Genomic DNA, 19,742 nt, shown 5'->3' on the forward strand with positions numbered 1-19,742 from the left:
GCCGCATACAGCCTTATAAATTGATTTTTAGAGTGTAATTTTGCGCTAAATGTGATATTATGCTCAAATTTTTTGCGAAATATAAGTTCTTCGGAATCTTTCTCTTTGTTCTTTCGGCAATAATAATTACCATCATTTATAATATCCTCAAGCCTAAAGAACGCCTGCCTGTTTACCAGCCAAACATGGTGACAAGTGAACTGGTTGATTCCACTATGCAGGAGGTAAGAAAATATCATACCATTTCTGATTTTGAACTATATAATCAGAATGGAGACACCATTACCCAGGATTTTTACAAGGACAAGATCTATGTAGCCGACTTTTTTTTCACCACCTGTTTGACCATCTGTCCAATAATGACAGATCATATGCTACAAATTCAGGAGCGTTTAAAAGACGACCCGGAAGTTCTGTTATTATCCCACACGGTCATCCCAAATGCTGACAGTGTTCCTCAATTGAAAAAATATGCGGTTGAAAAGGGCATTAATGACGAAAAATGGAACCTGGTCACAGGAGACAAAAAAGAGATCTATGACCTGGCCAGAAAATCATATCTGGCAGCAAAAAGCCAGGGAGACGCAGGTCCTTTTGACATGATACACACCGAAAATTTTGTGCTGGTTGACAAAAAGAAGCGCATTCGCGGCTTTTATGACGGAACAGACGCTGAAGCAATCGAAGAGCTAATGCACGATATAGAGGTTTTAAAAAAAGAATAAAGCTTTCCGTCTTAAAATGCGGTGATTGCTGATAAAGATCATCTTTAACTCAATTCTACTTTCTTTTCCCTTTACAAGTTTTTCTAATCCTGAATTTTGCCTTATTTTTGCCTTGTTTAAATTCAATCTAAATAAACATTGAGTAGCACGATCGCCGATCTGAAAAGAGGCCAACGAGGTATCATTAAGGAATTTTCCGCAGATATTATTCCGCTGAAACTTCTGGAAATGGGCTGCCTTCCAGGCAATGAAGTGGAGTTAGTGCAAACTGCACCCTTTAGAGATCCCATGTACCTTAACATCAACGGAAGCCATCTGGCAATCAGAAAGGAAACCGCGCAGAATATTCATATAGAAATAATCCCGTAATATGGGCAAACAGATCAATGTTGCACTAATTGGGAATCCCAATACAGGAAAAACTTCGGTTTTCAATCAGCTTACCGGTCTTAACCAGCAGGTAGGGAACTACCCCGGTATTACGGTGGAAAAAAAGGAAGGGGTTTGCAAGTTGCCACGTAATGTAAAGGCGCATATCCTTGACCTTCCGGGAACATACAGTCTTAACGCTTCCTCCCTCGATGAAAACGTAGTCATAGAACTGCTTCTCAACAAGAACGACAAAGATCACCCCGATGTCGCCGTAGTGGTAAGTGACGTTGAGAACCTAAAAAGAAATCTGTTACTTTTTACCCAGATCAAGGATCTGGAAATACCAACCATCCTGGTCATAAATATGGCAGACCGTATGGATCGCAAAGGAATTTCACTTGATATTCCTGAGCTGGAAAAAGAACTTAAAACACGTATCGCACTGGTAAGTGCGAGAAAAAATTCAGGAATTGACCAGCTTAAGGAGCATATCCTTAATTACCGTCACATTTCTACCGAACCCTGTTTGAATGCATCCATCATGGATCCTGAATATTTCAACAGGCTCCGAAATGCTTTTCCCAGCCAGTCCCTTTACAAGCTTTGGCTGGTCATCACCCAGGATGTGAACTTTGGTAATGTGAACCGAAATACCCTTGAACACACCAAGGATTTCGTTACTAAAGACCACAGCACATTAAAAAAAATGCAACAGAAGGAAACGATCCTTCGTTACCAGTTCATAAATGGTGTCCTTAAAAAAACCATGACGGTAGATGTTAATGCCGCAAAAGGTCTTAGGGCAACTTTCGATAAGATCCTTACCCATAAGGTTTGGGGATATTTGATCTTTTTCGCGATCCTGATGCTGATCTTTCAGGCCATATACAATTGGTCCAGTTATCCAATGGATTTTATCGACGACACCTTTGTGGTTCTTAGTGAACTAACAAAGGAGCTGTTGCCTTCAGGTGCTTTTACGAATCTTATAGCAGAAGGGATCATTCCCGGTTTAGGCGGGATCGTCATCTTCATACCACAGATAGCATTTTTGTTCCTTTTCATCTCAATTCTGGAAGAAAGCGGCTATATGAGTCGGGTGGTTTTCTTAATGGACCGCACCATGCGGCGTTTCGGCTTGAGCGGAAAAAGCGTTGTCCCCCTGGTATCAGGAACCGCCTGCGCCATTCCGGCTGTTATGGCTTCTCGGAATATTGAAGACTGGAAAGAACGACTGATCACAATTCTCGTTGTGCCTTTTACCACCTGTTCTGCGAGACTACCTGTGTACCTCATAATTATTGCCCTGGTAATTCCCGAAAAATCATTTTTAGGATTCAATCTGCAGGGACTCACCTTAATGTTATTATACCTGCTCGGCTTCGGAATGGCAATCTTTTCAGCATGGGTACTCAATAAAATACTTAAGATAAAAAGCAAGTCTTACTTTGTTATTGAAATGCCCAACTATAAAGTTCCTATGCTCAAAAATGTAGGGATCAATGTGATGGAAAAAACCAAATCCTTTGTAATGGGTGCAGGTAAGATCATTTTGGCGATCTCAATTATTCTTTGGGTACTTGCGAGCTACGGCCCCGGGGAAGAATTTGAAAATGCCGAAGAGATCGTGCAAAAGGAATACAGTGAAATCCCGATTTCACAATCGGAGCTGGATAATAAGATCGCATCTTTTAAACTTCAGCATTCATATATAGGAAACATCGGAAAAGCCATTGAACCGGCTGTTGCACCTTTAGGTTACGACTGGAAGATTGGTATAGCAATTGTAAGTTCTTTTGCAGCGAGGGAGGTATTCGTAGGAACCCTTGCCACTATCTACAGTGTGGGTAGTGATGAGGAAGAGACGATCAAGGCGCGAATGAGCTCTGAAATTAATCCGATTTTGGGAGGACCACTATTCACGTTTGCCAGCGGTATAAGTCTGCTTTTATTCTACGCCTTTGCCATGCAGTGTATGAGTACCCTTGCTATTGTGAAGCGGGAAACAAATACCTGGAAGTGGCCGGTGATACAACTGGTAGCCATGACAGCGATCGCCTATTTTGCAGCCCTGGCAGCATTTCAGACACTTAGTTAAAAACGATACAGTATGGATTTAGTACAGGAAATATTAGTTTTTATAACCTTCTTTTTAGCCGTGGGATACATGTTCACTAAGTTCGTCTATAAGCCAAAATTCCTCTTCGGAAAGGCTCAAAAGAACACAAAATCCTGCGGAGTAGAATGTGGCAGCTGCCACTAAGATTCTGTAACCAGCTTTAATCCTAGGCAATATTCTTTTGGATTTGTCTTCTTTGTAGTTGTAGGATAAGGGTCTAAGTAGGAGATTAATATTTCCAGGTTTCCGAATTTTAAAATTCGTCCAAGTCTTCCGGAAATTACTATCTGCTTTTCAAAATAATTCTCGTTTATAGTAATTCCTAACAACACCTCAGCTTCCCCTTGCCAGATACATTCTACATTCTCAGGGCATCGAGAATCAGAGATCACCTTGATAAACTTTACTGAAGTTTTATCATTCAGTAACTCTCGCCCTATTTTTAGTTCACCACCTACATTTAAGACTTTTACCACCTCCATTGATTCCGGTTCTTGGGAATAAATGATGGAACTAAAAATTAAGACCAAGAGGATAATCACATGTTTCTTCATACAGTAAAGACGAAATAAAACTTCTTATGTGACAGATTATCCCAGTCCTACATCCAGGGTCATCATTACAAGGAAACCGCCAATGAATCCCATGGTCGCGATATCTGTATAGCGATCCTGCTGAGATTCAGGGATCACTTCTTCCACAACAACGAAGATCATTGCTCCTGCCGCGAAACATAAGGCATAAGGTAAGATAGGTTCAAAGGTCATAACAGCCCAGGCTCCTAACACTGCCGCAACAGGCTCAACGATAGCCGACATTTGTCCAAAATTAAAACTTCTCCACCTGCTTAAGCCCTGCCCTCTCAATGGCATGGCCACTGCGAAACCTTCCGGGAAGTTCTGGAGCCCGATCCCCATTGCAAGGGCAACCGCTCCACCAATACTCGCACCTTCCAGACCCATTGCTGCACCACCAAAAAGCACTCCTATCGCAAGACCTTCAGGTATATTGTGCATGGTAATGGCCAACGTAAGTAATACAGACCTGTGCCATGGCGTCTTAACCCCTTCCTTTTCACTCATTTTAAAGTTAACATGCAGGTGAGGTAACACTTTGTCCAGTCCAAAGATGAATAAGGCACCTAACGCAAAACCTACTACTGCAGGAATCACTTTTATGAATCCCTCTCCTTCACTCATTTCAATTCCCGGTGCCAGCAAGCTCCAAAAACTGGCCGCTACCATCACTCCTCCTGTAAACCCGAGCATTCCGTCGAAAAGCGCCCGATTCATTTTCTTAAAGAAAAAAACCAGCGATGCTCCTAAGGCAGTCAGCCCCCAGGTAAACAGGGTGGCATATAAGGCAGCCATCACGGGATCTAATTGTTCAAAATAGTTTATTATCGAATTCATAACTCAACAGGTTTTACAAAAAGATTATTTGAAATGCTTTTTGAGATTCTTAATTCATTCTCGTTAATTTTGATCAGTAAAGACTGGTCATATTCTTCCCGGTGTACCACTTCAATTGGTTTTCCAAGAGCAATATCATTCTTATCAAGGTATCGAAGGAATTCGGTAGAGGAATCTTTTACTCCCACGCAAACTCCGGATTGCCCTTCCTCAAGATCGGCCAGGATCATCTTATTAGCTATTCTAAAATTGCCTTCTGCATCTGGAATAGGATCTCCATGCGGATCCCTTTTTGGGTGTCCCAGGAAATTATCCAGTTCTTCGGTCAGTTTTTCAGATTTTATGTGCTCCAGTTGTTCGGCAATATCATGTACCTCATCCCAGGCAAAATTTAGTTTGTCCACCAGGAACACTTCCCAAAGGCGATGCTTCCGGATAACCTCTATAGCGGTTTTCCTTCCCTGCTCGCTCAAAGTAACTCCTTGATATTTCCGGTACTTCACCAGTTTTTTATCTGAAAGCTTCTTAACCATATCGGTTACGGAGGAGGCTTTGGTCTCCATTTCTTCCGCAAGGGCATTGGTGCTCACCCCGCCGGAATATTTCTTTTCTAAATGAAAGATAGCTTTCAGATAATTCTCTTCAGAAAGGCTAAACATATATTGGTTTGTTTTTACATGCCAAAACTACATTTTTTATCATTCAGAAACAATTTTTAGTCTAATCTAAAATTACTTTATACCTTTGTGAAAAATTAGTGCTTTGAAAATCTGTTTTACCCTACTGTTTACATTATCCGCCTTATTATGTCAGGCTCAAAAAGCTGAAGTTAGCGGAAAAGTGACGTCTAACGGAAGTCCGGTTCCCTTTGTGAACATTTTTCTGGAAGGAACACAAATCGGGACCACGTCCGATGAATCGGGCAATTATACGCTCGCTGCTCCGTTAGGTCATTATGAAATAATTATTCAGGCCATTGGCTATAAAACCATAAAAAACCACCTGGATCTATTGAGTCCTGAAAAACAAACGATGGACTTCTCCCTACAAGAAGACATCACAGGACTTGACCAGGTGGTAATTTCTGCCAGCCGAAATGGTCAGCTTCGGCATACTGCACCTGTAATCGTTTCGGTAACCTCCTCCAAAGATTTTAAAGCGACCCAATCTATCAGTCTTAGCGAAGGATTGAACTTTCAACCGGGCTTGAGAATGGAAACCAATTGCCAGAATTGTGGTTTTTCACAGGTACGCATGAATGGTTTGGATGGAGCATACTCCCAGATCCTTATCGACAGCCGACCAGTATTCAGCGCCTTAAATGGAGTCTACGGTCTTGACCAGATCCCGGCTAATTCCATCGACAGGATCGAAGTGGTACGAGGAGGAGGGTCTGCATTGTATGGGTCAAATGCCATAGCCGGAACAATTAATATAATCACTAAAAAGCCGACCGAAGATTATTTTGAAGTTGCCGGGAATGTCGCGGCAATTAACGCGGAATCTTCAGACAAGGCTGTAACCATGAACGGAACCGTTCTTACAAATGATTATAACGCAGGTCTGAATGTCTACGGAATGTTTCGCGATCGCAACCCTTATGACCATAATGATGACGGATTTACCGAAATCACCCAGGTGGAAAATAAAACCTTCGGATTTAAATCATTTTACAAACCTAATGATCGCAGTGAGATCAGCCTGGATTTTCACACTATCCATGAATTCCGAAGAGGCGGAAACAATTTGCATCTTCAGCCATTTGAAACGGATATCACCGAACAGATAGAAAGTGATGTCATAGGCGGGGGACTTACATACGAAGCCTTTTCAAAAAACAAGAATCTGCGATATTCTGTCTACGGAACGGCCCAGCTATCCAGAAATGAGAATTTTTACGGAGGAAAGGGAGAAACTCTCGAAGAGAGCATGAAAGGTTTCGGAAATTCCCTGGACAATACTTACTTACTGGGAACACAATTTTCATTTGACCAGGAAATTTTTCTGGGATCTACAGCCACTTTTACCGCCGGAAGTGAATTCAAGAACAACCTTATGAAGGATCGCAAACCGGGTTATAACGCCAGGATAGATCAAAACCTGAATATACTAGGACTATATGCCCAGCAGGAGTGGCAGGCTACTGAAAAACTTAAGGTTTTAGGGGGATTACGTGCAGACCTTCACAACGTAGCGGAAGAAAAAGTCGTTTTTAACCCCCGTTTGAATCTTTTGTATGCCGCAAACGACCAGCTTCAGTTCAGAACGAGTTACGCGAAAGGTTTCAGGGCCCCTCAGGTCTTTACTGAAGATATTCACGCCCGGATCGCAGCCGGAGAAGTGAGTTTGGTTCAGTTTTCAGACAACCTTGAATCTGAGACTTCTCACAGTTATCTGGCTTCCGCAGAATGGAGCAAAAGCACTTTGGATGAGAATTACCGACTTACTTTTGAGACCTTCTACACTAGGCTGGAAAAACCTTTTGTTCTGGAAAGGGTTTCTGAAACAGTTTTTGAGAAACGGAACGGGGAAGGCGCCAATGTCTACGGAATGAACCTGGACGCAGTGTTCGCTCCCAATCAGGATTGGATCCTGCAACTAGGAGGAACTTTGCAAAAAGCGAAATATGATTCCCCCGTGCAGTTCAGTGATGATCCATCTGTTTCCCTTGAGAACGCCAGGAACTTCTTTAAATCGCCGAATATCTATGGAAACTTCATACTTACCTACGCCCCGGTAAAGAACTGGCAAAACAATCTTTCGGGAGTATATACGGGCAGCATGTATGTGCCACACCTCGCAGGCTACATTGAAAATGACCGATTGGAAAAAACAGAAGATTTCATGGAAGTAAACTTCAAAACTGCCTACATTTTTGAACTGGCAAAAAGCTTTCAACTTGAGTTGAATCTGGGAGTTCAGAATATTTTCAACCAATACCAGAAAGATTTTGACATAGGGGTTGACCGGGACGCTAATTACGTGTATGGCCCATCAAGGCCACGAACAGTGTTCGTTGGTTTGAAATTCGGGAATAAACTGCTTCAGTAAAACTTTAGAAGCCTCGTTCTTTTTGAATCTGTTCGTAAGCCTCCTGAACTTTCCTGAATTTTTCTTCAGCTCCTTTGATATAGGCTTCATCCATATGCTGTATCCTGTCCGGGTGGTACTTCTTAGCCATGGTCCTAAAGGCCTTTTTAACCTCGGCATCGGTAGCTGACTTATCGATCTCCAGGATCTTATAGGCATTATCGGTCGTTTTGAAGAACATGGCCATAATACTCTCAAAATCCTTGGAGCCAAGCTTCAGGTAGCCGGCAATTTCTCGTATTTTTCGGGCTTCAGGTTCACTCACATGACCATCTGCATTGGCGATAGAAAATAGAAAGTGAACAATCTGCAACCTGGCAGCATATTGAGTCCTGACAGCAAGAAATTGAGATATGCGTGCCGCATTCATTTCCCGCTTGTTCACCACTTCATTAAAAGTTCTGAAAATGGCATTTGCACGCTCCTTTCCGTAGGATTGAACGAAATACATTCTCACATAATCCATCTCCCGCTGACTTACATTTCCGTCAGCCCTTATCACAATAGCGGAAAGTGACAACAAGTGTAGTTCGAAATCTCCGGGTGTCACCTTTCTTTCCTGGGTAAACGTTCCGAAGCCTCCGCTAGAAGACGAGGTTAGACTATCCAGTATACTTCCTATAATAAATCCTAAAATTGCTCCCCGGACCCCGTAGAACATTAAGCCGAGTATGGCGGCGATCCATTTGATCATGCGTACAAATTTTCAGGGGCAAAGATAACATTTTCAAGCTCTTTTCAAGAAGCCGTCTTTGAATAAGGTCTCTTACATCCAATCCTTTATGGCATAGATTTTTAGCCCAGCTGAACATAATTTGGTATCTTTGCACCTTTACAGATCTAATAAAAATTTAAAATATATGTATCCACCAGAATTAGTAAAGCCAATGCGTGAGGATTTGACGAGCATTGGATTTCAAGAATTACATACAGAAGCAGAAGTTGATGAGGCTATTGCCAAAAAAGGAACCACTTTAGTGGTTGTGAATTCGGTTTGTGGATGTGCAGCAGCAAACGCACGCCCGGGAGCTCGTATCTCCTTACAGAACAGCAAACGTCCTGATAACCTGGTAACCGTTTTCGCCGGGGTTGACAGAGAAGCTACAGATAAGGCACGTTCTTATATGGTACCATTCCCTCCATCTTCTCCAAGCATGGCTCTTTTCAAAGACGGAGAGTTAGTTCATATGCTGGAAAGACACCACATTGAAGGTCGTCCTGCTGAAATGATCGCAGAAAACCTTTCTGAGGCTTACAACGAGTTTTGCTAATCCTCTCGTTTGAATGATTTTAAGGCTGTGAGAAGACATACTTTTCACAGCCTTTTTTAATTCCCATTCCTACTTGTCCAACACTTATTAATTTGAGAAATTGCACCTGTTTTTTGCAACCCAATTCAAATGAAACAACTTAAGAAACTAATCTCATATCCGCTTTCGGTCCTTTTCTACATCTTCTTCTTTCTTACACTGTTTGTCTTTCATCCAATCCAGTGGGTAAGCCTTAAACTGGGCGGCTATGACGCTCATAAAAAAAGTGTGGATCTTTTCAATTTTATGCTCCTTAGATGCCTTAACATCCTGGGGACTAAATATGATGTTGAGAACCCTTATAAACTCCCGACAGACAGGCCGTGTATCTTTGTGGCCAACCACCAGGGAATGTATGATATCCCTCCAATAATCTGGCACTTTAGAGAGCAGCATCCAAAATTTGTGAGTAAAAAGGAACTTGGTAAAGGAATTCCTAGTATTTCTTTTAACCTAAGACACGGAGGTTCTATTCTTATTGACAGAAAAGATTCGAAACAGGCTCTTTCCGCCATTATGGGATTTGCAAAATACCTCAATGAAAATAACCGTTCGGCGGTAATTTTTCCTGAAGGGACCAGAAGTCGTACGGGAGCACCAAAAAGATTTGCGGTGCAGGGGCTTCAGCTTTTATTCAAAAAAATGCCCGAAGCTACTATCGTTCCCATCACCATTAACAATTCCTGGAAATTGTTCAGATATGGTAATTTTCCGATGGGGATAGGAACGCATCTTAAATTCAAAGTACATGAGCCAATTCCGGTAAAATCTGATCTTCCGGAAAACCTCGTTGCCAAAGTTGAAAGAATCATCACTGCAGATATAATCTAAAATGAACAAACCCCAGATCATCCACAACACCCGTAGTTTTGTCAAAGAAACCCTTCAAAATGCCGAAGGAGGGCACGATTGGTTCCATATTCAACGGGTTGTCAAAAATGCCAGGGAAATAGCTGAAGGAGAAGAAGTGGATCATTTCGTGGTGGAACTCGGTGCTTTGTTACATGATATCGCAGATTCCAAATTTCACGACGGGGATGAAAGTGTTGGCCCGAAAGTGGCGCGGGAATTCCTGAAAAAGCAGGAGGTTTCCGAAGAAATTATTGGCCACGTGGTGAAGATCATTGAAAATATCTCTTTTAAAGGCGGAAATGTGGACCAAAAATTCACTTCCGCAGAATTAGACGTGATACAGGATGCAGACCGTCTTGATGCTCTTGGAGCGATAGGAATTGCCCGCACCTTTAATTATGGAGGCCATAAAGGGCGGGCTTTGTATGACCCGGAAATAAAGCCGAACCTCAACATGACCAAAGAGGAATATAAAGCTTCCACCGCCCCAACGATCAACCATTTCTATGAAAAGCTCTTTTTACTGAAGGATCGCATGAACACTGATACCGGACGCAAAATAGCAGAAGAAAGACATCGTTTCATGGAGTTGTTTTTGGAGCAGTTCTATGCCGAGTGGGAAACAGATCTTGAATAACTTCCTAAAAAAGCTTCATTTGACCATCCTTATATTGTTCGTGTAAGGCACGGTTAAGTGCTGGTCGTTCTCTTCCTGAAAGATATTTTTTACGGGCTATTGCGAATTGTTGTGCCACCTGATCGGCAATATTCCCATCCCCTTTCATCCGTGTCCCGAAACGGCTGTCATTGAGGTTTCCGCTATGACATTCGGCGATCTGGTGTAGAACCTTTTCAGCCCTGTCGGGCATGGTTTTCCGAATCCACGTAGAAAAGACTTCGCCAATAGCTCCATTCAAACGCACCACTGTATAACCAACTCCGCACGCACCTCTTTCAGCTATTTCCTTGACCAAAGGCAGGATCTCGTGACTGTTTATGGACGGAATAATGGGAGCCATCATTACATTGACCGGAATGCCCCTTTCGTGCAACTTTTCAATGGTCTGAAGACGCTTTTTAATACTGGCGGTTCTGGGCTCCAAAAGTTGCCTGGTCTTTTCGTCAAGAGAGGTGATGGATAAATTCACCCTCACGAGATTGTCTTTTGCAAGCTCCTGCAGAATATCAATATCCCTTTGAATAAGCGCATTTTTGGTGATGATCCCAACAGGATGTTTATACTTCAGGAACACCTGAAGCAGTTGCCGGGTGATCTTTAATTTCCTTTCTATAGGCTGATAGCAATCGGTGTTTCCGGAAAGAATGATAGGGGCTGCCTGCCAGTTTTTGCTCCTGAGTTTCTTCTCCAGCAATTCAACGGAATTTCTCTTAACAAGTATCTTCTGTTCAAAATCCAATCCTGGTCCATATCCCCAGTATTCATGAGAATTACGGGCATAGCAATAAACACACCCGTGTTCACAACCCTGGTACGGGTTTAAAGAAAATTCCAGCCCCACATCGGGGCTGGTTACTTTGTTTACTATTGTCCTGGGAAAAGTATCAATAAATGTAGTTCGGGAATCTACAGCTTCCTCTCCTTCGCTGGCGCAGTAATTTAAAAAATCATCACGCATCTCATAAGAAAGCTCCAAAAACCTATTGGATACCTGGTGCTGTGCTCCCCTTCCTTTAATAATTTCGTTCCCCTTCATCGGGAACAAAATTAGGAAAATATCCTATTTAATGGAATTATTCCATGTTAAGATTATCTGCCGGGAAAATCTGCCTTACGTTTATTAAGAAAGGCTGAAGTCCCTTCCTTGAAATCTTCAGTTCCAAAAGCCTCACCAAATTGTTCGATCTCTACTTCATACCCGTTCACCCCGTCTTCATAATTAGCATTCACTGCCTTGATCGCTCCAGCTACGGCCACCATGGAGTTTTTCATGATCTTTTGTGCTAATTGCTCAGCCAGGGTCAAAAGATCCTCCTGGTTGGTAACGTGGTTTACAAGGTTGTATTCCAGCGCCTGTCTGGCATCTATCATTCCCGCAGTCATGATCATTTCCATAGCACGGCCTTTCCCTACCAGTTGAGGTAAACGTTGCGTACCGCCATATCCAGGGATCACTCCCAAGGAAACTTCCGGAAGTCCCATTTTCGCGTTTTCGCTGGCAATTCTAAAGTGTGCCGACATTGCCAGTTCCAGTCCGCCACCCAGGGCAAAACCGTTCACTGCCGCTATTACCGGCTTGGAAAGGTTGGCTACAAAGTCAAATAATTTATGCTGCCCGTCTGCTGCCAGTTTCTTGCCTTCTTCCGGAGAAAAATCAGCGAATTCACTAATATCTGCCCCGGCTACAAAAGCTTTTTCACCACTTCCGATCAGGATGATCACCTTCACTTCAGCCTCATCTTGGGCTTCTCTAAATGCCTCGTGGAGCTCCTGAATCGTAGCTTTATTTAACGCATTTAGCTTTTTAGGGCGGTTAATAGTTATAGTTGCAATTCCTTCGTTATGTTCAAATAGAATGTTCTCGAATTTCATAATTTATTAGTTTGGAAAACGTACTTTAAAGATAGTACCTTTATTTAATTTACTGGTGAAATCAATGGTGCCGTTACAGCTTTCCACAATATTTTTCACCATCGCAAGGCCCAATCCCATCCCGCTTGACTTGGTGGTAAACTTGGGCTCAAAAACTTTAGGTTTATTCTCTTCTGTAATTCCGGTTCCATTATCTGAAACTGTTAAGCAGGCAAACCCGTCTTCTTCGGTTACCGCCACCAGGATCGCTGGGTTTTCAACATCTTCGGTTGCCTGAATGGCATTTTTAACAAGATTGGTCACAACCCGAATCAGCTGGGTGCGATCGAATTTTGCAAGGATCTCTTCTTTTTCCGCGGAAAATAAAATATACTCCTCATTAAAAATATCGATCGCGAGTTTCACGATCTTCGGAACATTGAGGGTTTCATTTTGCTGCGCCGGCATTTTCGCGAAACTAGAGAAAGCCGAAGCAATCGAGCTCATCGTGTCAATTTGATTGATAAGCGTCTCACTGAACTCATTTACCTTATGGTTCACCTCAGGATCCCCAGGATCAAACTTGCGCTGGAAGTTCTGAACGCTCAACCTCATTGGTGTAAGCGGATTCTTGATCTCATGAGCAACCTGCTTTGCCATTTCCCTCCAGGCCTGTTCCCGCTCATTGGTCGCCAGTTTTACGGCACTTTCTTCGAGCTCATCGATCATACTGTTATAGGCGCTTACCAGTGTGTAGATCTCTTCGGAAACATTCCCGATATCGATCTTCTGGTTTCGTTTATCCAGCCTGGTTTGATGGATCTTTTCAGAAATGGTCTTTAGACTTCTGGTAATATACTTTGAAAGGAAATATGCCAGCAGCACTGCTATCAGAAGCATGAACAAATACACTTCCACCAGTTTAATGAGAAAATTCTCAAGGTCCCGTGTAATGAAATAGTCGTCTTCCAGGTAAGGAAGGTTTAAAATTGCCAGCGGCTTGAACTTATTGTCGGTTATATAGGTGTAAGAAGATTGAAAGCGCTTGTTGTTCTTGGTGGTATGCACCAAAACCCTTTTTCTGGAATTATTGCTCAAACCTTCCAGGATTCCATCGGCCAGCTGAAGATCTGTGGTATCGGGAAAAAAAGACTGCTTGGATTTCAAGATCAAATCTCCTTCCAGACTGTATATATTCAGAGGCATATTGTGAACCTGGGAGATCTCATGGATCTTTCCGCGTTCCTTCAGAATAAGGGTAATATTATCTTTGCTGACCTCGTAGGTGGTACTTTCAATGACGAACTTGATATTCTCCCTGATGGCCTCCTCTTTACGCTCCAGTCTTTCCTGGTGGTAATCTTTAGCCTCCTCTTTATATTGGTAAACCGTAATACCTCCAATTAAAATAGACGCCAGCAGCACCAGCAAGATCATGGAGAGGAAGATTCTTGTACGTAAGGAAAATTTTAAAAGCTTCATGTATTTCAGTTACGGCCTAGAAGTTACAATTATCAAACCACTTTTTAGAGTTCCGGATTTTTACTGCGCAATCGTTTATAGATCCTTATTCCCAGCATGAGCATTGCCGCCAAAAGGAAGATCCCGATCACTCCGTAGATCCAATTAACAGCATCCCGAACTATAACAAGAAAGACCACCGCAAACAGGATGAGGGTGGAACCTTCATTCCATAAACGCATTTGGTTGGATGTCCATTTAACAATGTCTTTTTGAAGTTCTTTAAAGATCCAATGGCACTTGAGGTGATAGAGATATAATAAAAAGACAAAGCCCAGCTTCACCAGCATCCAGTCCATTCTTAACCAGTAAGGATTCAGAAATAGCAGCCAGAAAGCGAACACACTGGCAAGAACAGCCGATGGCCAGGTTATGATATACCATAACCTTTTGGTCATCAATTTAAGCTGATTTGTCAAAAATGACCTTTCAGGCTCCGGTTTTTCGGTTGCTTCAATGTGATAAATAAACAGTCGGGGAATGTAAAAAAGACCTGCAAACCAGGTGATCACAAAGATCAGGTGGAGGGCTTTAATGTAATTGTAGTATTCCAAGTATTGAAGATTTTAAGTTTCAGGCTCATCACTACGCTCCCACTCTCACCAGGCCTTTGAACAAAGATACGCAATAGGTTTACTTCGGAAAACTTCCGGGAATTAAACTTTTTAAGCGGTCACAGGCTGTGTGGCCCACTCATCTACCCAACGCGCCAATACTTTCACCCATTCATCACGATCGTTGAGACAAGGCACGACGGTAAACTGCTCCCCACCTACTTCTTCAAAGATCTCTTTTCCTTCCATCGCGATCTCCTCAAGAGTCTCTAAACAGTCTGAAACAAATGCCGGTGTAACTATAGCAAGCTTTTTAGTGCCTTCAAGTCCCAATCTTTCAATGGTTCTGTCTGTATAGGGTTGCAACCATGGGTCGAATCCTAAACGTGACTGGAAGGAAACTGAATAGGAGTCCTTTTCCAGCTCTAAATATTCAGCTACCAGCCTGGTGGTTTCATAACACTGGTGACGATAGCAAAACTGGTGTGCCGCAGAAGGCGTCTGGCAGCAGCTGCCGTCTATCTTACAATGAGACTTGGTGATATCGCTCTTTCTAATATGCCTTTTAGGCACCCCGTGATAGGAGAATAAAAGATGTTCGTAATCAACATCCTTCAGTCTTTCTGAAATGCTGTTCGCGAGCACCCGAATGTAATCGGCGTGATTGTAAAATGCGGGAACAGAGGTGAATTTCATCTGCGGAAAATGCTTCTTCCGAAGTTCTTCTGCCAACACCAGAATGGTTTCGGTGGTAGCCATGGCAAATTGCGGGTAAAGCGGAAACAGCAATACCTCATCTACCCCTTGATCATGTAATTCCTGAAGCCCGTTCATGATGTTGGGCTTTCCGTAGCGCATGGCCAGGGAAATTGGAACAGAGGTGAGATCGTCCACTTTTTTCTGAAGTCTTTCAGAAAGGACAATAAGAGGCGAGCCTTCTTCCCACCAGATCTTTTGGTAGGCCTCTGCCGACTTCTTGGGACGGGTATTCAAAATGATCCCTCGCACCAAAAGTGTTCGCGCCCAATATGGCACATCAATCACCCTTTCGTCCATCAGGAACTCATCGAGGTACTTTTTTACATCTTTTGGATCTGTACTGTCCGGAGACCCTAAATTTACCAGTAAAACACCTTTACTCATTTTCAAAAATTTATGCTCAAAAATACGATTAATAAAACGTCACTTAAAAGTGATCTTCAAATTAAAGCCTGATAGGCTTATCGACGGGACTTATTAACCGGCGTCTGAGGTAAGTGACATTAAATACTTCTTTGGAGTGGTCCCGAACTTCTTTTTAAATGCCGCAATAAAATGACTGGACGTGCTGTAGCCAACTTTCAGCCCTACTTCATTTACATTGTACTCTCCACTATCTAAAAGTTTACGGGCATACTCCATTTTATAATCGAAAAGGAAACTGAAAACCGAATCTCCATAGATCTGCTTAAAGCCTTCCTTTAATTTCTTCAGACTAAGGCCGATTTCCCTTGACAACTCATGAAGCGATGGTGGTTCAGCCATATTCGCGATCACGATATCCTTGGCCTTCCTTATTTTCAGAACATTTTCTTCGTCTGTCAGGAAAGGACATTGCTCAACATCGGGCTCCTCAGACCGGTTGAAATACAAACTGAGCAGTTCATATGCCTTTGCTTTGTAATACAGATTCTTGATAGTGGGTACAATATTGTAGTTGGCCAACTGGTTGAGCACGATCACCATGCCCGGCGAAAGCGGGGCGTCTTTGTAATACTGCTTATCCCGATTCTCCAGGTTCAAAAAGCTGATATATCCGGCTTCTTCGGAAAAGAGCGCGTGAAACTTCTTTATGGAGATCACAATGGAGAATACCCAGCTTTTAGGCTCCAGCTGAAGGTCTATCGGCAAATCCCTTTTTGGATTGTACAAGAGTAAGGAATTCTCTTCAAAAAGGGGGATTTTATAACTCCCTCCATTAAAGAAGAACTTGCCTTCCCCTTTCCCTGAAAAATGAAATTGTATAAACTTACTGTTGATGTTTCGGGTCACCTTTACAGGCTCTTTCTGCTCATTGGTAAACTTTAAAAGGTAGAAGCCCTCTTCGAGTTTTGTCTTTTCAAAAATCCCTCCAGCGATATTTTTTTCATTTTCTTCCATAATGATCTTGATCATAAAATAAAGGACAAATTTGCCCAATTTTTTCTCAAACCCCTAGTTTCATGGTAAAATTACGCAAAAATATGATTTACATCAGTTTTTTCCCTAAAATCACGTGCAGCGACAAAAAATGTACTTTGAGCGTTGTTTTTTAAAATAGCCTTAGCTTAATTTTGTTAGCTGAATTCGTAATCAGGTAAATGGAGGATTATAACATTTCAAGAGGAAAGCATTTTTATACTATAGGCCTTAGCTACAAAAAGGCCGATGCTGAGATAAGAGGACATTTTAGTCTTAGTGACGAGGGTAAGAAAAACCTATTACAGCAGGCAAAAGTAGAAGGCATTGATGGCTTGATCGTCACTTCTACCTGCAACAGAACCGAAATTTACGGTTTTGCTCAGCACCCTTTTCAGTTAATCAAACTTTTATGTGAGCACACTCACGGTACTGTAGAAGAGTTTGAGAAAGTCGCTTATGTATATAAGAACAAAGAGGCCATCTCACATATGTTTCGTGTGGGAACCGGGCTGGACAGCCAGATCCTTGGGGACTTTGAGATCATAAGTCAGCTAAAGATTGCCTTTTTACAATCCCGTGAAGCCGGCGTTGGAAATCCCTTTTTAGAAAGATTGATCAACGCGGTGATTCAGGCGAGTAAAAGGATCAAGAATGAGACCCAGATCTCTTCCGGAGCAACCTCGGTAAGCTTCGCCTCTGTACAATATATCCTGAAGAATTTCGAAAACCCCGCCGAAAAGAACATTCTGCTTTTCGGGACCGGAAAAATAGGCCGCAACACTTGTGAGAACCTGGTAAAGCATACCAAAAATGATCATATCACCCTTATTAACCGTACCAAAGATAAGGCTGAAAGGATAGCGGGTAAATTCAATTTGACTGTAAAAGATTATGTAGACCTGCAGGCAGAGATCAGGGAGGCTGATATTCTTATTGTTGCTACTGGGGCACAGAACCCAACCATTACAAAAGAACTTATCTACAATAAAAAAGATCTGCTTATACTTGATCTTTCGATACCTAAAAACGTAGCCGATGACGTGATGGACCTTCCGGGTGTTACCTTGATACATTTAGACCACCTGTCTCAAATGACCGACGAGACCCTGGAGCGCAGAAAACAATCCATCCCGCAGGCAAAAGAGATCATCCGCGAAATTGAAACTGAATTCATTCAGTGGCTTGAAACCCGTAAGTTCGCACCAACCATCAAGGCCTTGAAGAAGAAATTAAAGGCTATGAAAGACGCTGAAATCGATTTTCAACGCAGAAAGATCAGCGACTTCAACGATTCCCAAGCCGAGATCATTAGTGACAGGATCATTCAGAAAATCATGAATCATTTTGCCAACCATCTTAAAGGCGATTCAAATTCGACCGACGAGAGTTTGGAGCTTATTCAAAAAATGTTTCAGCTGGAAGAACCTGTGAGAAAATGAAAAAAACCATACGCATAGGAACCCGCGATAGTGAACTGGCTTTATGGCAGGCCAACACCGTTAAGAACGCTTTGGAGGCCCTGGGTCATGAAACCGAATTGGTTCCTGTTAAATCACAAGGTGATCTTGTATTAGACAAACCTTTATATGAATTCGGCATCACAGGGATATTCACAAAAACCCTTGATGTCGCCATGTTAACCGATACTATCGATATCGCTGTTCATTCCATGAAGGATGTTCCTACTGCCCTTCCAAAGGGAATAGTGGAGGCTGCTGTCATGAAAAGAGCCCATACCCAGGACATACTTCTTCACAAGGGAACAGATTTTCTAAACGGAAAAGGGACCATAGCCACCGGAAGCCTTCGCAGGCAAGCACAATGGCTGAACAGGTATCCGCAACATGAGGTGGTAGATCTTAGAGGAAATGTCAATACCCGACTTAAAAAATTAGAGGACAATAACTGGAACGGGGCGATCTTCGCCGCGGCCGGCCTCGAAAGGATCAATCTTAAGCCTGAGACCTATCTTGATCTTGACTGGATGATCCCGGCACCCGCACAGGGAGCCATGTTAATAGTTGCCAAGGAAGAAGATGCTTTTTGCAGAAATGCTTTAGCAGCTTTAAATCATGAAGAATCAGAGATCTGCGTCCATATAGAGCGTGAGTTCCTGCGAACCCTGGAAGGCGGTTGTACCGCCCCAATTGGTGCCCTGGCAGTTATCGAAGAAAACGAGCTCCATTTTAAAGGCGCTCTTTTTAGTGTAGATGGAACCAAAAAGCTGGATATTGAGAAACGAATCAATGTTTCTGACAGCAAGAACTTTGGAAAGTTATGCGCAGAAGAGATCCTGCAGGCAGGCGGATCTGAATTAATGAAAGAGATCAAATCAAAACTCGCTCAAAAAGGTTAACTTTTTGAGGATATTTATAAAAATCCAGAAATGTCGGCTTCTATAGATACTTCTCAAAAGACCCTATTGTCGACCAAAAAACTGGCTGAGCATCAAAAGCAACTTTTGTTGAATTCCGGTTTGGGCCTGGTCGAATATGACTTTATTTCTGTAAAGCCACAATCTTTTGAGATCAATATAATTCCCCGAAACCTCATCTTTTCGAGTAAAAATGCGGTACTGGCAGTATTAGACCATCCAAAAGTTGATCTTTTAAAAGAAAGGAAAAGTTTTGCTGTAGGCGTAAAAACTTCGGCCCTCCTTAGAGAAAACGGATTTACGATCGCGAGAATCGCTAACAATGCTGAAGAACTGGCATATGAGATCAAAGAGTTTCATAAAATGGAAGAATTCATGTTCTTCTGCGGAAAAAAACGTCTGGATGCCATCCCTTCGCAATTGCGTGAAAACGGAATTGGTCTTACTGAAGTTGAAGTTTATGATACCATTCTGAAACCGAAAAAATTTGATCGTATCTTTGACGGGGTTCTTTTTTTCAGTCCCAGCGGGGTTGAAAGTTATTGTTCAGAGAACGATCTTTCTGAAAGTATTGCATTTTGCATAGGTAACACCACTGCTTCCGAAGCAAAAAAATATACGAACCAGGTAGTCATCGCCAGTAACCCAAGCATTGAAAATGTGATAGTGCAGGCGGTGAAAAAATTAGGAAAAAAACAGTGGCCCGGGTCACTTTAAAAAATC

At 42.4% G+C, this 19,742-nt stretch carries 21 protein-coding genes; 11 read left to right on the forward strand and 10 right to left on the reverse strand.

The annotated features are described in order from the left end of the window. Nucleotides 1-59: 59 nt before the first annotated feature. From ACFQ1G_RS10095 to ACFQ1G_RS10110, 4 genes are all read left to right on the forward strand, one after another. On the forward strand, nt 60-725 hold the full coding sequence (locus tag ACFQ1G_RS10095) for an SCO family protein (protein WP_380739182.1): 666 nt from the start codon (nt 60-62) through the stop codon (nt 723-725). 138 nt (nt 726-863) lie between these two features. After that, the gene (locus ACFQ1G_RS10100) at nt 864-1,094 is read left to right on the forward strand and encodes a FeoA family protein (RefSeq protein ID WP_380739184.1); all 231 of its coding nucleotides are present in this window, start codon (nt 864-866) and stop codon (nt 1,092-1,094) included. Nucleotide 1,095: 1 nt separating this feature from the next. Next, entirely contained in the window at nt 1,096-3,195 is a 2,100-nt protein-coding gene (gene feoB / locus ACFQ1G_RS10105) for a ferrous iron transport protein B (RefSeq protein WP_380739185.1), read from the forward strand. A 12-nt stretch (nt 3,196-3,207) separates the two neighbouring features. Beyond that, nucleotides 3,208-3,360 (forward strand): FeoB-associated Cys-rich membrane protein, encoded by a 153-nt coding sequence (locus tag ACFQ1G_RS10110; RefSeq protein ID WP_380739187.1) that lies wholly within the window; start codon nt 3,208-3,210, stop codon nt 3,358-3,360. Here ACFQ1G_RS10110 and ACFQ1G_RS10115 read toward each other — a convergent pair. The 3 genes from ACFQ1G_RS10115 to ACFQ1G_RS10125 all read right to left on the reverse strand — a co-directional run bounded on the left by ACFQ1G_RS10115 (nt 3,357) and on the right by ACFQ1G_RS10125 (nt 5,287). Continuing rightward, the gene (locus tag ACFQ1G_RS10115; RefSeq protein WP_380739189.1) at nt 3,357-3,698 is read right to left on the reverse strand and encodes a hypothetical protein; all 342 of its coding nucleotides are present in this window, start codon (nt 3,696-3,698) and stop codon (nt 3,357-3,359) included. The genes ACFQ1G_RS10110 and ACFQ1G_RS10115 overlap by 4 nt on opposite strands. A 108-nt stretch (nt 3,699-3,806) precedes the next feature. Then, nucleotides 3,807-4,628 (reverse strand): ZIP family metal transporter, encoded by an 822-nt coding sequence (locus ACFQ1G_RS10120; RefSeq protein WP_380739190.1) that lies wholly within the window; start codon nt 4,626-4,628, stop codon nt 3,807-3,809. Then, nucleotides 4,625-5,287, reverse strand: a complete 663-nt coding sequence (locus tag ACFQ1G_RS10125) for a metal-dependent transcriptional regulator (protein ID WP_380739191.1) — start codon at nt 5,285-5,287, stop codon at nt 4,625-4,627. Before ACFQ1G_RS10125 ends, ACFQ1G_RS10120 begins: the two co-directional genes overlap by 4 nt. Before the next feature lie 103 nt (nt 5,288-5,390). Here ACFQ1G_RS10125 and ACFQ1G_RS10130 point away from each other — a divergent pair, with 103 nt between their 5' ends. Next, entirely contained in the window at nt 5,391-7,679 is a 2,289-nt protein-coding gene (locus ACFQ1G_RS10130; RefSeq protein WP_380739193.1) for a TonB-dependent receptor, read from the forward strand. 4 nt (nt 7,680-7,683) lie between these two features. Here ACFQ1G_RS10130 and ACFQ1G_RS10135 read toward each other — a convergent pair whose 3' ends face one another. Beyond that, nucleotides 7,684-8,412 carry a TerB family tellurite resistance protein gene (locus ACFQ1G_RS10135; RefSeq protein ID WP_380739194.1) on the reverse strand — a complete coding sequence of 243 codons (729 nt, stop codon included), beginning with the start codon at nt 8,410-8,412 and terminating at the stop codon, nt 7,684-7,686. A 166-nt stretch (nt 8,413-8,578) separates the two neighbouring features. Here ACFQ1G_RS10135 and ACFQ1G_RS10140 point away from each other — a divergent pair, with 166 nt between their 5' ends. The 3 genes from ACFQ1G_RS10140 (at nt 8,579) to ACFQ1G_RS10150 (ending at nt 10,517) form a co-directional block, all read left to right on the forward strand. Further along, nucleotides 8,579-8,989: a BrxA/BrxB family bacilliredoxin gene (locus ACFQ1G_RS10140; protein WP_380739196.1), complete on the forward strand. Its 411-nt coding sequence runs from the start codon at nt 8,579-8,581 to the stop codon at nt 8,987-8,989. Nucleotides 8,990-9,118: 129 nt separating this feature from the next. Beyond that, entirely contained in the window at nt 9,119-9,859 is a 741-nt protein-coding gene (locus tag ACFQ1G_RS10145) for a lysophospholipid acyltransferase family protein (RefSeq protein WP_380739198.1), read from the forward strand. Between the two features lies 1 nt (nt 9,860). Further along, a complete protein-coding gene (locus ACFQ1G_RS10150) occupies nt 9,861-10,517 on the forward strand; it encodes an HD domain-containing protein (protein ID WP_380739200.1) in 657 nt (218 codons plus the stop codon). 4 nt (nt 10,518-10,521) lie between these two features. On the opposite strand, the gene ACFQ1G_RS10155 is transcribed toward ACFQ1G_RS10150, so the two are convergent. From ACFQ1G_RS10155 to ACFQ1G_RS10180, 6 genes are all read right to left on the reverse strand, one after another. Beyond that, nucleotides 10,522-11,595: a PA0069 family radical SAM protein gene (locus ACFQ1G_RS10155; protein WP_380739202.1), complete on the reverse strand. Its 1,074-nt coding sequence runs from the start codon at nt 11,593-11,595 to the stop codon at nt 10,522-10,524. A 53-nt stretch (nt 11,596-11,648) separates the two neighbouring features. Next, nucleotides 11,649-12,431, reverse strand: coding sequence for an enoyl-CoA hydratase/isomerase family protein (locus ACFQ1G_RS10160; protein WP_380739204.1), 783 nt, complete (start codon nt 12,429-12,431; stop codon nt 11,649-11,651). Between the two features lie 6 nt (nt 12,432-12,437). Continuing rightward, nucleotides 12,438-13,892, reverse strand: coding sequence for a sensor histidine kinase (locus tag ACFQ1G_RS10165; RefSeq protein WP_380739205.1), 1,455 nt, complete (start codon nt 13,890-13,892; stop codon nt 12,438-12,440). A 44-nt stretch (nt 13,893-13,936) separates the two neighbouring features. After that, nucleotides 13,937-14,485: a CopD family protein gene (locus ACFQ1G_RS10170; RefSeq protein WP_380739207.1), complete on the reverse strand. Its 549-nt coding sequence runs from the start codon at nt 14,483-14,485 to the stop codon at nt 13,937-13,939. A gap of 111 nt (nt 14,486-14,596) precedes the next feature. Beyond that, nucleotides 14,597-15,628 carry a ferrochelatase gene (gene hemH, locus ACFQ1G_RS10175; protein ID WP_380739209.1) on the reverse strand — a complete coding sequence of 344 codons (1,032 nt, stop codon included), beginning with the start codon at nt 15,626-15,628 and terminating at the stop codon, nt 14,597-14,599. A 93-nt stretch (nt 15,629-15,721) separates the two neighbouring features. After that, complete coding sequence (locus ACFQ1G_RS10180) at nt 15,722-16,624, reverse strand: AraC family transcriptional regulator (protein WP_380740796.1); 903 nt, start codon at nt 16,622-16,624, stop codon at nt 15,722-15,724. A gap of 200 nt (nt 16,625-16,824) precedes the next feature. Here ACFQ1G_RS10180 and hemA point away from each other — a divergent pair, with 200 nt between their 5' ends. Genes hemA through ACFQ1G_RS10195 form a run of 3 tightly spaced genes read left to right on the forward strand, consistent with a single transcriptional unit; the run spans nt 16,825 to nt 19,736 of the window. Further along, nucleotides 16,825-18,084 carry a glutamyl-tRNA reductase gene (hemA, locus tag ACFQ1G_RS10185; RefSeq protein ID WP_380739211.1) on the forward strand — a complete coding sequence of 420 codons (1,260 nt, stop codon included), beginning with the start codon at nt 16,825-16,827 and terminating at the stop codon, nt 18,082-18,084. After that, entirely contained in the window at nt 18,081-19,001 is a 921-nt protein-coding gene (hemC, locus tag ACFQ1G_RS10190; protein ID WP_380739213.1) for a hydroxymethylbilane synthase, read from the forward strand. Before hemA ends, hemC begins: the two co-directional genes overlap by 4 nt. A 30-nt stretch (nt 19,002-19,031) precedes the next feature. After that, a complete protein-coding gene (locus tag ACFQ1G_RS10195; RefSeq protein WP_380739215.1) occupies nt 19,032-19,736 on the forward strand; it encodes a uroporphyrinogen-III synthase in 705 nt (234 codons plus the stop codon). The last annotated feature ends 6 nt before the right edge of the window (nt 19,737-19,742 follow it).

The sequence above is a fragment of the Salinimicrobium gaetbulicola genome (genome assembly GCF_042676025.1).
Taxonomy (GTDB): Bacteria; Bacteroidota; Bacteroidia; order Flavobacteriales; family Flavobacteriaceae; genus Salinimicrobium; species Salinimicrobium gaetbulicola.